Genomic DNA, 14,380 nt, shown 5'->3' with positions numbered 1-14,380 from the left:
AGAAAAAACGACGCTCCAGCAGAAAAACGCCTGACATCACTTTCGTTCAAGACCGAAGAATGTCGCAAGCGTAATCCCTCTCTTTTGAAAGGGAGAATGCGATGTCGATATCGGGAAAAGGCCTGGAATTCAGCGCGGGATTGCGGGCCGCGGCACCATTGCTGGTCGCCATGGTGCCGATTGGCATTGTCTTCGGTGCTGTCGCCATCGGCAAAGGCCTGTCGCCGCTCGAGGCCTCGCTGATGTCGCTGCTGGTCTTTGCTGGCGGCTCACAATTCGTTGCCATGGATCTATGGACGCATCCCGCAAGCTGGACAGCGCTCGGTTTTGCGGCGCTTCTCGTCAATCTGCGCCATGTGTTGATGAGTGCCTCCATCGCGGGCAAGCTGGAGGATTTCACGGGGTGGCGGAAATATGCCGCCATGCTGGTGCTGACGGATGAATCCTGGGCATTGTCCGAATTCCGCGTCATCGCCGACAGGCTGACGGCGGCCTTCTTCACCGGCGCTGCGCTCTCGATCTATCTCGTCTGGAACCTTGCAACGCTTGCCGGCGCGCTGCTCGGTTCGGTGGCGGGGGACATGTCGGTCATCGGTCTGGACTTCGCCTTTCCCGCCGTCTTCATCGTGCTGCTCATGGGGTTCTGGAAGGGCAGGGAAACCGGCTTCGTGCTGCTGGCAAGCGCATCCGCCGCCTGTCTCACCCACACGCTGGTTCCAGGCGCGTGGTATATCGCCGCCGGCGCGCTGGCGGGTCTGGCCGTTGCCGCCTTCGGCCATGAGGAACAGGCGGAGCAGCCGGCATGACGCTCGATCCGAATACGCTGCTGACAATCCTTGCCATGATGGCGGCAACCGTCGCCACCCGCCTTGGCGGCCTGTTGCTGGTCACTCATTTTTCGCTGACACCGCGCCTGAAGAAAGCGCTCGGCGTGGTGCCGCCCGCCGTCCTCATGGCCGTGGTGACGCCGACGGCGCTCGCCAGTGGCCTGGCGGAAACCATCGCCTGCGCAATCACCGCGGTTGCGGCGCTGCGCTTCAGCCTTCTGCCGGCCGCAACGCTCGGTGTTGCGGCCGTGGCGCTGCTGCGCGGAATCGGATTGTGAGAAAATTCCGCCAAGACCCTGAAAAGATTCCAGTCTTGTTTACGCAGTGTGAGACATGGCCGAGACGGTAAACATACCCTCTTTGCCATTATTGCCGGATCAATGCTCTTCGTACTGGCTGAAACTCGGATCGGCCAGATCCGTAAAGCGGGTGAACTCGGACTGGAAGGCAAGCTTTACCGTGCCGGTCGGTCCGTGACGCTGCTTGGCGATGATGACGTCAGCCGTGCCTTTCACCTTGTCGAACAGGGCTTCCCACTCGGCATATTTGGGATCGGATATATCGCGCGGCTCCATGTTCTTGACGTAATATTCCTCGCGGAACACGAACAGCACCACGTCCGCGTCCTGCTCGATGGAGCCGGATTCACGCAGGTCGGAAAGCTGCGGACGCTTGTCTTCGCGGCTTTCCACCGCACGGGAGAGCTGTGACAGCGCGATGATCGGAACGTTGAGTTCCTTGCCGAGCGCTTTCAGACCCGTGGTGATCTGGGTGATTTCCTGCACGCGGTTTTCGCCGCTCTTGCCGGAGCCGGTCATCAGCTGAACGTAGTCGACCACCAGAACATCGAGGCCGCGCTGGCGCTTCAGGCGGCGGGCGCGGGCGGAAAGCTGGGCGATCGAGATACCGCCGGTCTGGTCGATGTAAAGCGGCACCTTCTGCATCATCTGGGAGCAGGCGACGAGCTTTTCAAAATCGGCCTCGGTAATGTCACCACGGCGGATTTTCGAGGAAGACACTTCCGTCTGCTCGGAAATGATACGGGTAGCGAGCTGTTCGGACGACATTTCGAGCGAGTAGAAGCCGACGACGCCGCCGTTTTTCGCCTTATACGAGCCATCGGGTTGAACTTCCTGCTCGTAAGATGCGGCGATGTTGTAGGCGATGTTGGTCGCAAGCGAGGTCTTGCCCATACCCGGGCGGCCGGCAAGCACGATAAGGTCGGACCGTTGCAACCCGCCCATGCGGGCGTCGAGCGAATGAATACCGGTGGAAATACCGGAGAGATTGCCGTCGCGTTCGAAAGCGGCGCCGGCCATGTCGATCGCCAGCGCCACGGCGTCGTTAAACGACTGGAAGCCGCCGTCGTAACGGCCGGTTTCCGCCAGTTCGAACAGGCGGCGTTCGGTGTCTTCAATCTGCGCCTGCGGCGGCATGTCGAGCGGCGCGTCATAGGCGATGTTGACGACATCCTCGCCGATCTGGATCAGCGCGCGGCGCAGCGCCAGATCATAGATCGCCCGGCCGTAATCTTCGGCGTTGATGATCGATACGGCTTCTGCCGCCAGACGCGCGAGATACTGCGCCACCGTCAGATCGCCGATCTTGTCGTCGGCGGGCAGGAAGGTCTTGATCGTTACCGGATTGGCGGTCTTGCCCATGCGGATGATATCGCCCGCCACCTCGAAAATCTTGCGGTGCAGCGGTTCGTAAAGATGCACGGGCTTCAAGAAGTCCGACACGCGATAATAGGCGTCGTTATTGACGAGGATGGCGCCGAGCAGCGCCTGTTCCGCTTCGATGTTGTTCGGCGCTTCGCGGTAATGCGGTTCCGCCTGCTGCGCGGGGGTGATCTTTCTCACAGCGTCGTTCATGGTTTGCGCGATCTCCCTTTGCCTTTTCTTACACCTCAGGCTTTGGCTTCCTGGGGCATGGCAGTCAATGATATTGTTGCAACACTCCATGGCAGGGTGACGTCTGCCCCGTTGCGCTCGATCACATCTTCAGTTGTCCCCAGCAATCCACAGGGGGGCTGAGACAAGGGGCGGGAAAAAATTACCGGCCCGGAATTCGCGGCAACGTGATTCGCTGCCATGAGTTTACCGCATGGCAGACCCGGCGTGAAAGAAACTTGAAATTCGTCAGTCTTACGAATAAATAGGCAGAAAATAAGTAGTGTGCTAATTATAAGGCTTACTGACATGTCCCGCGAAACCGACAAGGAACAGCTTCTGGATGAAGTCTCCGCTTTTACCCGCAAACTGCGCGCGTTTTTTGATGCGCGGGTGGGGGAAAGCGGCCTGACGCTGGCCCGCGCGCGGGCGCTTTTCGCCCTTTCTCGCCGAGGTCCGCTGACGCAGACGGAACTTGCCGAAGAAATGGAAATCGAGACGCCGACCCTGGTGCGCGTGCTCGACGGCATGGAGAAGCAGAACCTCATCGAACGCCGTTCCGATGAGAACGACCGCCGCGCCAAACGCATCCACATGACGGTGGAAGGGGAAAAAACCTCCGAGACGGTGCAGGCGATGGCAAAGTCGCTGCGCTCCGAGATTGCCGCCGATATTTCCTCGCAGGATTTGGCGATGGCATTGGATGTCATGCGCCGCCTGTCGGCCAACCTGCAAAATCTCGCTTCGGGAAGGGGGCAGGCATGAGCACCGTGGTATCGCAGAATGATCACGATGTGAGGCTTAACCAGGAACCGGATACTGCGGAGAAGCAGGCGAATGTGACGCCTGCGGTCGTTTCTGCGACAGCTGCGGAACCGGAACCAACCCTTGCCGCGCCCGTTCAGCCGGATCGGCCGCTGTGGCTGCGGCTCTGCTTCATTTTCGCTGGGCTGTGTTTTTTCATCACGCAGGGTCTCGGCATGAACCTCGTCATGGCCAATCTCTATCAGCTGCAGGGCGAGTTTTCTGCAACCGTGGCTGAGGTGGCCTGGCTTTCGGCGGCCTATATGGCGCCCTATGCCACCTTCTCCATCGCTTTGTTCAAGGTCAGGGCGCAATATGGCCTGCGACCCTTCGCCGAGCTTTCGATCGTCGCCTTTGTCATCGCCAACTGCCTCAATCTTTTCGTCACGGATTTGCATTCGGCGATCGTCATCCGCTTCATCAGCGGCATGGCCGCCGCACCGATTTCCTCGCTCGGCTTCCTCTACATACTGGAAGCTTTTCCGCCCGCGCGAAAATTCTCGCTCGGCTTCAGCATTGCGCTGACGGGAACCCTGCTGTCCGCGCCGATTGCGCGCATGGTCTCACCCTCGCTGCTGGCGATTGACGGCTGGAACGCCCTCTATTCAATGGAAGTCGGCTTTGCGCTGATCTCGCTTGCCATGATCTATGTCCTCAAGGTCACGCCGCCGCCGCGCGCGAAAGTCATCGAGCGCATGGATATTCTAAGCTATCTCCTGTTTGCTGGTGGTCTCGGTTGCCTCGCGGTGATGCTGACGCTCGGCCGGTTCTATTGGTGGTTCGAAACCTGGTGGCTCGGTGCGCTGCTGGCGACATCCATTGCTCTTCTGACACTGATGGCTTTCATCGAATTGCCGCGCCAGAACCCGCTTCTCGACCTGCGCTGGATTTTCTCCAAAACCAACCTGCACGCCATCGCGGTCCTGCTGGTCTATAGGGCGGTATCGTCTGAACAATCCTCGACGGCTGTCAGCTTTTACCAGCAGCTCGGCCTGCTCAATGATCAGACAATCCCGCTTTATGCGCTGGTGCTGCTGGCCACCCTCCTGGGTGGGGCGGCCTGCGCCTGGTTGATGTTGACGAAATATGTCGATACGGCCCATGTCATTGCGCTGACGCTGATTGCCGCCGGGTCCTTTATGGACAGTCAGTCCACCAATCTGACCCGCCCGGAGCAAATGTATCTCAGCCAGATGATGATTGCGTTCGGCGCCGCCATGTTCCTGCCGCCTGTCATGGCGAAGGGTTTTGGCGCAGCGATTGCAAGGGGCACACCCTATCTGGTGAATTTCATCACCATCTTCCTGTTTACGCAGATTACCGGATCGATGCTGATGACGGGCCTGCTCGGCAGTTTCGTGACGCTGCGGGAAAAATTCCACTCCAATATTCTGGTGGAAAATATCCTGCTCACCAATCCCGCAGTCGCCCAGCGCGTCTCGCAACTTTCCGGCGCTTACAGTCATGTCATCACCGATCCGGCATTGCTGAAGGCCGAGGGGCTGTCGCTGCTCGGTCAGCAGGTCAGCAGGGAAGCCTATGTGCTTGCTTATAACGATACGTTCCTGCTGATCGCCGTTGTCTCGGCGCTGGCGCTTGCCTTCCTTTTAATCCATCTTGCCTGGCGACGCATCCGGCCACTCCTTTCGGGAAATGCCGGTGCCGCGCCAGCGACACAGTCTTGAACATCCAAGAGTGACATCATGCTGAAGAAGTTTTTTACTCCCGTTTCCATTCTCGTGCTGCTCGGCGGCATCGCCGGTGTGGCGCTGGTGCTTTACGCCTGGCGGCTGCCGCCGTTCCTTTCCACCGTCGAAATGACCGACAATGCCTTCGTGCGGGGTTATGTCACGACGATGAGCCCGCAGGTGAGCGGCTATGTGGTGAATGTTCCGGTGAAGGACTATCAGGAAGTCAAGCAGGGCACCCTGCTGGCGAAGATCGACGACCGCATCTATCGCCAGAAACAGGCCCAGGCGGAAGCAACGCTCGATACGCACAAGGCGGCACTCGACAATTCCCGCCAGCAGGAAAATGCGGCCAATGCCAATATTCGCTCCAGCGAGGCGGCGGTTGACAGCGCGCAGGCCTCGCTGAAACAGGCGCAGCTCGCCTCCGACCGGCAGGACAATCTCATCAAAAGCGGGGTAGGAACCTCAAGCCTCCAGGAAGAAGCTCATGCCGCGCTGGAAAAGGCGAGGGCATCGCTGTCGCAGGCAAAGGCGGCGCTGGAAGTGTCGCGACAGGATTTGCAGACGATCATCGTCAACCGCAGCTCGCTGCAGGCAGCCGTCGCCAATGCCGAAGCCGCCGTCGAACTCGCCCGGATCGATCTTGCCAATACCGAAATCCACGCGCCGGTGGATGGCAGGCTCGGCGAAATCGGCGTGCGCACTGGCCAATATGTCACCGCCGGCACGCAGCTGATGGCCGTTGTGCCGCATGATGTCTGGGTTATCGCCAATTTCAAGGAAACCCAGCTCGCCGGCATGCAGGTGGGCCAGCCGGTGACGATCTCGGTGGACGCGCTGCATCGCCGCAAGCTTACCGGCCATGTGGAACGGTTCTCGCCCGCGACGGGTTCGGAATTCGCCGTTATCAAGCCTGACAATGCGACGGGTAATTTCGTGAAGATCGCCCAGCGCCTCGGCGTACGGATCGCGATCGATGCCGATCAGCCCCTGACGGCGGAGCTTTCTCCGGGCATGTCGGTGGTGGTGCATGTGGACAAGAGCAAGGCGCCTGAGCGCACGGAGACGGCGGCGAGGTAGTGGGCGTTGAGTTTGCGGAGGGATACCCCCTCTACAAACACAACAAACAAAAAACCCCGGATGTCGCCATCCGGGGTTTTCCTTTGACCGTTAGGCCAGATCTTATTCGTCGTCGCCGTCGCGGTCAGCTTCCGGATCGAAGAAGTCTTCCGGACGCAGCGCGTCTTCGTCAACGCCGTAAATGGCGTCAGCGGAGGTGAGGCTTTCGCCCTTGGCCTGACGCTCTGCTTCTTCAGCCGAACGGGCAACGTTCAGCTCGACCTGCAGCTCGACTTCGGCGTGCAGGTGCAGGGTAACGTTGTGCAGACCGATGGTCTTGATCGGCGTGTTCAGCTCAACCTGGTTGCGGCCGATGTTGAAGCCTTCGGCGCCGAGGATTTCAACGACGTCGCGAGCAGCGACAGAACCGTAGAGCTGGCCGGTTTCACCAGCCGAACGGACGACGATGAAGGACTTGCCTTCGAGGGCTTCGGCAACCTTCTGGGCTTCCGACTTGCGCTCGAGGTTACGGGCTTCAAGCGTTGCGCGCTCGGTTTCGAAACGGGTCTTGTTGGCGGCGTTGGCGCGCAGCGCCTTGCCCTGCGGCAGCAGGAAGTTACGGGCATAGCCGTCGCGAACCTTGACGGTTTCGCCCATCTGGCCGAGCTTGTTGATGCGTTCGAGAAGAATAACGTCCATCTTCTTGATCCTTTCTAGTTGTTGGTTTCGTTCGTATTGTCGGTTTTCCGCGTCGGAGTAAGAGAGATCGTGCTGCGCACATCGCTCAGGCCGAACACGAGAATGATGAACAGCGGAAAGACAAAGACCGCCGAGAGATATGCGAGAATGAGAACCGGCAGACGCCAGTCCTTTCCTCGCGCGCGCTTGTGCAGCGAGGCGTAACCCGCCATCAGGAAGCCCGCGCCGAAGGTGCCGCAGATGACCGCGCCGACCATGGCCGCGACGCCGCCAAGGAACATGGCGACAATGCCAGCGAGGAAAATGAAGATGGCGTTGCGGTGCATGCGCAGTGCCGAAGCGATGTCCTCGCGCGGGCGAAGACCCTTGCCGAAGGTGCCGACCACTCGCGTCGCGAAATAATAGGCGGCAAACAAAAGGATGACCCAGAGGCCGCCCTGAACGATTGGCAGCATCAGCACCAACAGGGTCTTTGTTTGCGCCAGCGCCTCGACATTGGGCTCGAACAGGGGTTCGCGGCTCTGAACCGAGGTCATCATCACATCGACCATGCGCGCGACGAGATCGGGACCGTAGCCGATCATCCAGCCGAGAATGACGACGGCGACGGTAACCAGAATGCACAGATGTAGCACGATGCCGGACAGCGGATACCAGGCAAGCAGATCATCCGGGCCGCCGAGTTCGGAGGCCGGGCGTGCCAGATTGGCGAGATGCGAAAGCCAGCCCGCCGGAATCAGCGTGAAGATGGCAATCGTCAGCGCGAAAAGCGGCGACATGACCAAAGCACCGATGATGGCCGTGGTGATGATTGCGATAATGGCGGCGCGGTTGCCCCAGCCCATGCCGGCGATGAAAATCGGCATGGCGGAACCGGCATACAGCAGGAAAGAAAGCGACGACTGTGCCGTTGCGCCAAGCGTTAAAAACGCGGCGCATATGCCGGCGAGAACGCCGGAAATCAGCACTGTCTGGTTCAACTTCTGCACTTCGCTGTCCTGCTGAAACTTAAGCAGTTAGAGGATCGCTCCTGAGAGCCTCATCCCCAACATGGGTTTTTAGAGTATCGATCCGCGCCCAACGCGGAAGGATTTAGAGAAGCGAGGCCGCGTCAAACGCAGCCTCGCTCCAATTCATTACGCTACGACGTAGGGCAGCAGGCCGAGGAAACGGGCGCGCTTGATCGCCTGGGCGAGTTCGCGCTGCTTCTTCTGGGAAACGGCCGTGATGCGGGAAGGAACGATCTTGCCACGCTCGGAAATGTAGCGCTGCAGGAGACGAACGTCCTTGTAGTCGATCTTCGGAGCGTTTGCGCCGGAGAAGGGGCACGTCTTGCGACGGCGGTGGAACGGGCGGCGTGCCTGGGAAGAGGATGTATCAGCCATTGGTCAATTCTCCTTATGCACGGTCTTCGCGCGGACGGCGCGGACGGTCTTCGCGGTCGCCGAAGCCACCTTCGCGCGGTGCGCGGGGACCACGATCTTCACGCGGGCCACGGTCCGGACGGTCGCCGTCACGGCGCGGACGGTCGTCGCGATCACGCTTCTGCATCATCGCGGACGGGCCTTCTTCGTGGGCTTCGACGGCGATGGTCATGTAGCGAAGAACGTCTTCGTTGATGCGCATCTGGCGCTCGACTTCATGGATGGCGGCCGCCGGAGCGTCGATGTCCATGAGAGCGTAGTGAGCCTTGCGGTTCTTCTTGATGCGGTAGGTGAGGGACTTCAGACCCCAGTTCTCGACGCGTCCGACTTTACCGCCGAACGATTCGATAACGCCCTTGTACTGCTCGACAAGTGCGTCGACCTGCTGGGCAGAAATATCCTGCCGGGCAAGGAAGATGTGTTCGTAAAGAGCCATTTAAGCTTTGCCTTTCTTGCGTTTCGTCCTTCACCCGGCAACGGCGCTAAGCCTCAACGACTGCTCCTGAAAAGGCGTGAGCCTTAAAGCAAGAAAAGCGTTGTTCGAGACGGTCGAGAGCGGAGACACGGGAGGCCGGAAAAACCTTATGGTTCCTGCTGTTCCGTTAACGGAACCAGCCCTCCGTTCAGCCACCAGCCAATTGGACCGGGTGTTGTGAACAGCGCGCTTATACGGATTTTTGCCCGGAATGCAAGGGCGACCGCGAAAAAGCGCGCTGTTCTATCGTCAGATCGGCATCGGATATTGCCGGTGGATCGCCGCTACACCCTTCAGTACCTCGTCCGACAGCGTCACATCCGCAGCCGCAATATCAACCTTTAACTGTTCCATCGTCGTCGCGCCGATGATGACGGAGGCCATGAAGGGGCGCGTCAGGCAGAAGGCAATGGCGAGTTTTGCTGGATCGATGCCATGAGCGGCAGCAAGCTCCAGATACGCCTTGACCGGCGCTTCCTGATGCGGCTGCAAACGGCCACCGAGATCCTTGTTGATGGTTCCGCGTGAACCGGCGGGACGAGCGCCGTTCTGGTATTTGCCGGTCAGAAGGCCGGCCGCCAGCGGCGAATAGGCGAGCAGGCCGACATCCTCGTGGTGGGCGACTTCCGCCATGTCGAGATCGAAGCTGCGGTAGAGCAGGTTATATTCGTTCTGGATCGTGGCGACGCGCGGCAGGCCGTTGGCCTCGGCGATGTCGATATATTTCTGCGTGCCCCAGGCGCTTTCGTTGGAGAGACCAATGGCGCGGATCTTGCCGGCCTTCACCAATTCGCCGAGCGTTTCGAGCTTTTCGGTGATTTCGGCGAGCGTGCGCTTGGTGTCCTGGCCGGAAGCGTCAAAGCTCCATGCGCCACGGAAATGATAGGTGCCGCGATTCGGCCAGTGGATTTGATAGAGGTCGATATAGTCGGTCTTCAGGCGCTGGAGGCTGGTATCGACAGCCTCGCGGATCGCGGCAGCGTCGATATCGCGACCGCCACGAATGTAGTCACGGCCAGAGCCTGCGACCTTGGTGGCGAGCACGACCTGATCGCGCTTGCCGGCCTTTTCAAACCATGTGCCGATATAGTCTTCCGTCCGTCCCTGCGTTTCGGCGGAAACGGGGGTGGTGGGATATAGTTCTGCCGTATCGAAGAAATTGACGCCGTTTTCGACGGCGTAATCCATCTGCGCGTGCGCGTCGGCTTCGGTGTTCTGCGTGCCCCACGTCATGGTGCCGAGGCAGATTTCAGACACGGAAATACCCGTGCGGCCCAATAGTCTCTGTTTCATGGAAATGTCCCGGTGCTTGGCCAGATAGTTTGGAAGGTGGGGTGAAAGTAATGGGGATTTGCCGCAGTGCAAGAAAAAATATGATGAAAGATAAGGGGAAAACAGGTCGGCAAAACCCCTGGCGAGGGACCGCCATGGGGCTTCAAGCCTTGACTTCGCGGGCGGGAATGTGAATGGAAGTCGACAAGAATAAAGGCAAGGCCAGACAAGAAGGACGACATCCCATGGGTATTGCATTCACTTTTCCCGGTCAGGGAAGCCAGGCCGTCGGCATGGGCAAGGAGCTGGCGGATTCCTATCCGGAAGCGCGCGCGGTGTTTGAGGAAGTCGACGAGGCGCTCGACCAGAAGCTTTCCGATATCATGTGGAACGGCCCGGAAGAGACGTTGACGCTGACCGCCAACGCCCAGCCGGCCCTCATGGCGGTGTCCATGGCGGTCATGCGGGTTCTCGAAGCGCGCGGTTTCAAGCTGTCCGATACGGTTTCTTATGTCGCCGGCCACTCGCTCGGCGAATATTCGGCGCTCTGTGCCGCCGGCACCTTCTCGGTTGCCGATACCGCCCGTCTTCTGCGCATCCGCGGCAACGCCATGCAGGCCGCCGTGCCGGTGGGCGAGGGCGCGATGGCGGCGATCATCGGGCTTGAGCATGACGCGGTTTCGGCAATCTGCGAAGAAGCGGCCATTCTCGGCGTCTGCCAGATCGCCAATGACAATGGCGGGGGCCAGCTTGTCATCTCCGGCGGCAAGGCCGCCGTCGAGAAGGCTGCGGCGATCGCGTCCGACAAGGGCGCCAAGCGCGCCATTATGCTGCCGGTTTCCGCCCCCTTCCACTCCGCGCTGATGGCGCCGGCGGCAGAAGCGATGCGCGAGGCGCTGGCGGCCGTTGAAAAGCACAATCCGGTCGTACCGGTTATCGCCAATGTGCGCGCCGCTCCCGTTTCCGATGCCAATGAGATCGCCGCCCTGCTGGTAGAACAGGTGACGGGGCAGGTGCGCTGGCGCGAGACGGTGGAATGGTTCGCCGCCAACAATGTCACGCAGCTTTACGAGATCGGCTCCGGCAAGGTACTGACGGGCCTTGCCCGCCGCATCGACAAGACGGTGAATGGCGTTGCCGTCAACGGCGCTGCCGATATCGATCAGCTTCTTGCCACGCTTATCGGCTGACGGGATTTCCTCCGCAGCCGCATTCCTCAGGGCGCTATAACGCTCAACATTTTCAGTCCGAAGCTCTAAAGAAGGAATAGGACATGTTTGATCTGACAGGCCGCAAGGCTCTCGTAACCGGCGCAACCGGCGGCATCGGCGAAGAAATCGCCCGCCTTCTGCACAGCCAGGGCGCAACCGTCGGCCTGCATGGCACGCGCGTTGAAAAGCTCGAGGCGCTGGCGGCGGAACTTGGCGAGCGCGTCAAGATTTTCCCGGCAAACCTCGCCGATCGCTCAGAAGTAAAGGCGCTCGGCGAAAAGGCCGAAGCCGAGCTGGAAGGTGTTGATATCCTCGTCAACAATGCCGGGATTACCAAGGACGGCCTCTTCGTGCGCATGAGCGACGAGGACTGGGACAACGTCATCGAGGTGAACCTGACCGCGATGTTCCGCCTGACGCGTGAACTGACACATCCGATGATGCGCCGCCGTTTCGGCCGTATCATCAACATCACCTCCATCGTCGGCGTCACCGGCAATCCCGGTCAGGCGAACTATTGCGCCTCCAAGGCCGGCATGATCGGTTTTTCGAAGTCGCTTGCACAGGAAATCGCCACCCGCAACGTCACCGTCAACTGCGTGGCGCCGGGCTTCATCGAAAGCGCCATGACCGGCAAGCTGAACGACAAGCAGAAAGACGCCATCATGGGCGCCATTCCCATGAAGCGCATGGGAACCGGTGCTGAGGTCGCCTCGGCCGTTCTTTACCTCGCCTCCAACGAGGCGGGCTACATGACCGGCCAGACCCTGCACGTCAATGGCGGCATGGCTATGATCTGACGGCGCCCAAGGCTGTCATGAAAAGGATTGCGGCGCTATTTAAGCACCTTCTTGGGTAGCTGGCGCCGCAAGGCTCCGCCGACTGGTTTTCGGCGAAATTGCCTGTCATACGCTGTGCTTAGCGCGTTTTCAGGCTTTTCGACCGATTGAAACCATGTTAAGCGGGCCAAGACTGTGAACAGTCGTCCCGGAGAGACAGGAAGCCGTTGCGATTTTGCGTGACGATGTCTAGCTTGGAACGGGTTGAACGGGTTTGCCAGCAGCGCCGGATTTGAACGGCGCATGAGGGCTTCTAACAGGGCAGGGTGCCGCAAGGCATTCCCTTCAAAATAAAGGTCGAGGAAACCGACATGAGCGATATCGCAGAACGCGTAAAGAAAATTGTAATTGATCATCTTGGCGTTGACGCCGACAAGGTTGTCGAAGGCGCCAGCTTCATTGACGATCTGGGCGCTGATTCGCTCGACACCGTTGAACTGGTCATGGCTTTCGAAGAAGAATTCGGCGTTGAAATCCCCGACGACGCAGCTGACTCGATCCTGACGGTCGGCGACGCCGTCAAGTTCATCGAGAAGGCCCAGGCCTGATCGACCTTCATCGGGAGGGTGACATATCTTCCCGTCTTGGCCCGGCTTGTCCGGGCCAATGTTTTATAGGCAGACGGTGGGTGCCGCAAAGGCACGCTTTCCCTTTGTCGTAAAGGTCACGGGCTGCAATAACGCTGCCTGTAACCTTCAAGCAAAGATTGAGACATACTGCAGCCTGCCGAGAGTGCCATCTCATGGTGCCCGGTGTTGCAGGGAGACCGATGATTTGGATAAGGGCGGAGCGTTGGCGATGAGGCGTGTCGTTATCACCGGTACCGGCATGGTATCTCCTCTTGGATGCGGAACGGAAGTGACCTGGGAACGGCTTTTGGCCGGCCAGAACGGCGCCCGTCTCGTGACTGAATTCGAAGTCGAAGACTTGCCCGCAAAGATCGCCTGCCGTATTCCCGTCGGCGATGGTTCCAATGGCACCTTCAATGCCGATGACTGGATGGAACCCAAGGAACAGCGCAAAATCGATCCTTTCATCCTGTACGGGATGGCTGCCGCCGACATGGCGCTTGCCGACGCGGACTGGCATCCGGAAACGGACGAGGACCAGATCGCGACAGGCGTTCTGATCGGCTCCGGCATTGGCGGCCTGGAGGGCATTGTCGAGGCGGGCTATACGCTGCGCGACAAGGGCCCGCGGCGCATCTCCCCATTCTTCATTCCCGGCCGCCTGATCAATCTCGTATCCGGCCAGGTTTCCATCCGCCACAAGCTGCGTGGACCGAACCATGCCGTGGTGACGGCCTGCTCGACCGGCGCGCACGCCATTGGCGACGCCGCCCGTCTGATCGCGCTTGGCGATGCCGACGTCATGGTCGCCGGCGGCGCCGAATCGCCGGTCTGCCGCATCGCGCTTGCCGGCTTCGCCGCCTGCAAGGCGCTTTCCACACAGCACAATGACGATCCGCAGAAGGCCTCGCGCCCCTATGACCGTGACCGCGATGGTTTCGTCATGGGTGAAGGTGCGGGCATCGTCGTTCTGGAAGAGCTGGAACATGCCAAGGCGCGCGGCGCGAAGATCTATGCGGAAGTCGTCGGTTACGGCCTCTCTGGCGATGCCTATCACATCACCGCACCGTCCGAGGACGGTGAAGGCGCCTATCGCTGCATGTCGATGGCGCTGAAGCGCGCAGGTCTCACGCCTGACGATATCGACTACATCAACGCTCACGGCACCTCGACCATGGCCGATACGATCGAGCTTGGCGCGGTCGAGCGGCTTGTCGGCGAATCGGCCTCGAAGATTTCCATGTCTTCCACCAAGTCGGCCACCGGCCATCTTCTCGGTGCGGCGGGCGCTATCGAGGCGATCTTCGCGACGCTTGCGATCCGCGATAACATCGTTCCGCCGACGCTGAACCTCGACAATCCCGATGTAGAGACGAAGATCGATCTTGTGCCGCACAAGGCGCGCAAGCGTAAAGTCGACGTGGCGCTCTCGAACTCTTTCGGATTCGGCGGCACCAACGCCTCCCTCGTGCTGCGTCGTTACGAAGCATAATCGCGGCGGCTCTGCCGCCGCTGGCGCCCTCCCACCGGGTGCTGACAAAGGACGTTCTTTCATTTGAAGAACGCATTGCGGCTTGTGAAAGCTATTCCGGTTTTCACGCCGCTATTGTAGTCGTTT

Annotated in this window: 15 protein-coding genes; 9 read left to right on the top strand and 6 right to left on the bottom strand. The window is 59.9% G+C overall.

The genetic code is table 11. The features are described 5' to 3' along the window. The first annotated feature begins 101 nt into the window (after positions 1-101). Both AGR1_RS08135 and AGR1_RS08130 read left to right on the top strand, forming a co-directional pair. Positions 102-806, top strand: coding sequence for an AzlC family ABC transporter permease (locus AGR1_RS08135; RefSeq protein ID WP_149146652.1), 705 nt, complete (start codon positions 102-104; stop codon positions 804-806). Further along, complete coding sequence (locus tag AGR1_RS08130) at positions 803-1,105, top strand: AzlD family protein (protein WP_080791007.1); 303 nt, start codon at positions 803-805, stop codon at positions 1,103-1,105. Before AGR1_RS08135 ends, AGR1_RS08130 begins: the two co-directional genes overlap by 4 nt. Positions 1,106-1,204: 99 nt before the next feature. Here AGR1_RS08130 and AGR1_RS08125 read toward each other — a convergent pair whose 3' ends face one another. Continuing rightward, positions 1,205-2,701: a replicative DNA helicase gene (locus tag AGR1_RS08125; RefSeq protein ID WP_080791006.1), complete on the bottom strand. Its 1,497-nt coding sequence runs from the start codon at positions 2,699-2,701 to the stop codon at positions 1,205-1,207. A gap of 327 nt (positions 2,702-3,028) precedes the next feature. Between AGR1_RS08125 and AGR1_RS08120 the strand changes: the two genes are divergently transcribed. From AGR1_RS08120 to AGR1_RS08110, 3 genes are read left to right on the top strand one after another with little or no spacing between them, the layout of a single operon-like run. Beyond that, on the top strand, positions 3,029-3,484 hold the full coding sequence (locus tag AGR1_RS08120; RefSeq protein ID WP_080791005.1) for a MarR family transcriptional regulator: 456 nt from the start codon (positions 3,029-3,031) through the stop codon (positions 3,482-3,484). Next, positions 3,481-5,208, top strand: a complete 1,728-nt coding sequence (locus tag AGR1_RS08115) for an MFS transporter (RefSeq protein ID WP_187772081.1) — start codon at positions 3,481-3,483, stop codon at positions 5,206-5,208. Before AGR1_RS08120 ends, AGR1_RS08115 begins: the two co-directional genes overlap by 4 nt. Before the next feature lie 18 nt (positions 5,209-5,226). Next, a complete protein-coding gene (locus AGR1_RS08110; RefSeq protein WP_077982572.1) occupies positions 5,227-6,294 on the top strand; it encodes an HlyD family secretion protein in 1,068 nt (355 codons plus the stop codon). 102 nt (positions 6,295-6,396) lie between these two features. Here the strand turns inward: AGR1_RS08110 and rplI are convergent, their stop codons facing one another. From rplI to AGR1_RS08080, 5 genes are all read right to left on the bottom strand, one after another. Continuing rightward, a complete protein-coding gene (gene rplI, locus AGR1_RS08105) occupies positions 6,397-6,972 on the bottom strand; it encodes a 50S ribosomal protein L9 (RefSeq protein WP_077982571.1) in 576 nt (191 codons plus the stop codon). Positions 6,973-6,986: 14 nt separating this feature from the next. Continuing rightward, on the bottom strand, positions 6,987-7,961 hold the full coding sequence (locus AGR1_RS08100) for a DUF2232 domain-containing protein (RefSeq protein WP_080791004.1): 975 nt from the start codon (positions 7,959-7,961) through the stop codon (positions 6,987-6,989). 147 nt (positions 7,962-8,108) lie between these two features. Then, positions 8,109-8,357 carry a 30S ribosomal protein S18 gene (gene rpsR / locus AGR1_RS08095; RefSeq protein ID WP_003496832.1) on the bottom strand — a complete coding sequence of 83 codons (249 nt, stop codon included), beginning with the start codon at positions 8,355-8,357 and terminating at the stop codon, positions 8,109-8,111. Positions 8,358-8,370: 13 nt separating this feature from the next. Then, positions 8,371-8,832, bottom strand: coding sequence for a 30S ribosomal protein S6 (gene rpsF, locus AGR1_RS08090; protein WP_003502065.1), 462 nt, complete (start codon positions 8,830-8,832; stop codon positions 8,371-8,373). 288 nt (positions 8,833-9,120) lie between these two features. Then, the gene (locus AGR1_RS08080; RefSeq protein ID WP_149146651.1) at positions 9,121-10,164 is read right to left on the bottom strand and encodes an aldo/keto reductase; all 1,044 of its coding nucleotides are present in this window, start codon (positions 10,162-10,164) and stop codon (positions 9,121-9,123) included. A 224-nt stretch (positions 10,165-10,388) separates the two neighbouring features. On the opposite strand from AGR1_RS08080, the gene fabD reads away from it, so the two are divergent. The 4 genes from fabD to fabF all read left to right on the top strand — a co-directional run bounded on the left by fabD (position 10,389) and on the right by fabF (position 14,254). Next, entirely contained in the window at positions 10,389-11,333 is a 945-nt protein-coding gene (fabD, locus tag AGR1_RS08075; protein ID WP_121459723.1) for an ACP S-malonyltransferase, read from the top strand. 83 nt (positions 11,334-11,416) lie between these two features. Next, on the top strand, positions 11,417-12,154 hold the full coding sequence (gene fabG / locus AGR1_RS08070; RefSeq protein ID WP_080791001.1) for a 3-oxoacyl-[acyl-carrier-protein] reductase: 738 nt from the start codon (positions 11,417-11,419) through the stop codon (positions 12,152-12,154). Between the two features lie 350 nt (positions 12,155-12,504). Then, positions 12,505-12,741 carry an acyl carrier protein gene (locus tag AGR1_RS08065; protein ID WP_003502080.1) on the top strand — a complete coding sequence of 79 codons (237 nt, stop codon included), beginning with the start codon at positions 12,505-12,507 and terminating at the stop codon, positions 12,739-12,741. A 250-nt stretch (positions 12,742-12,991) separates the two neighbouring features. Beyond that, positions 12,992-14,254: a beta-ketoacyl-ACP synthase II gene (gene fabF, locus AGR1_RS08060; protein ID WP_080791000.1), complete on the top strand. Its 1,263-nt coding sequence runs from the start codon at positions 12,992-12,994 to the stop codon at positions 14,252-14,254. The last annotated feature ends 126 nt before the right edge of the window (positions 14,255-14,380 follow it).

It is taken from the genome of Agrobacterium sp. B1(2019), assembly GCF_008274755.1.
In the GTDB taxonomy this organism is placed as follows: Bacteria; Pseudomonadota; Alphaproteobacteria; order Rhizobiales; family Rhizobiaceae; genus Agrobacterium; species Agrobacterium salinitolerans.
This window is presented reverse-complemented; position numbering and strand designations above follow the sequence as displayed.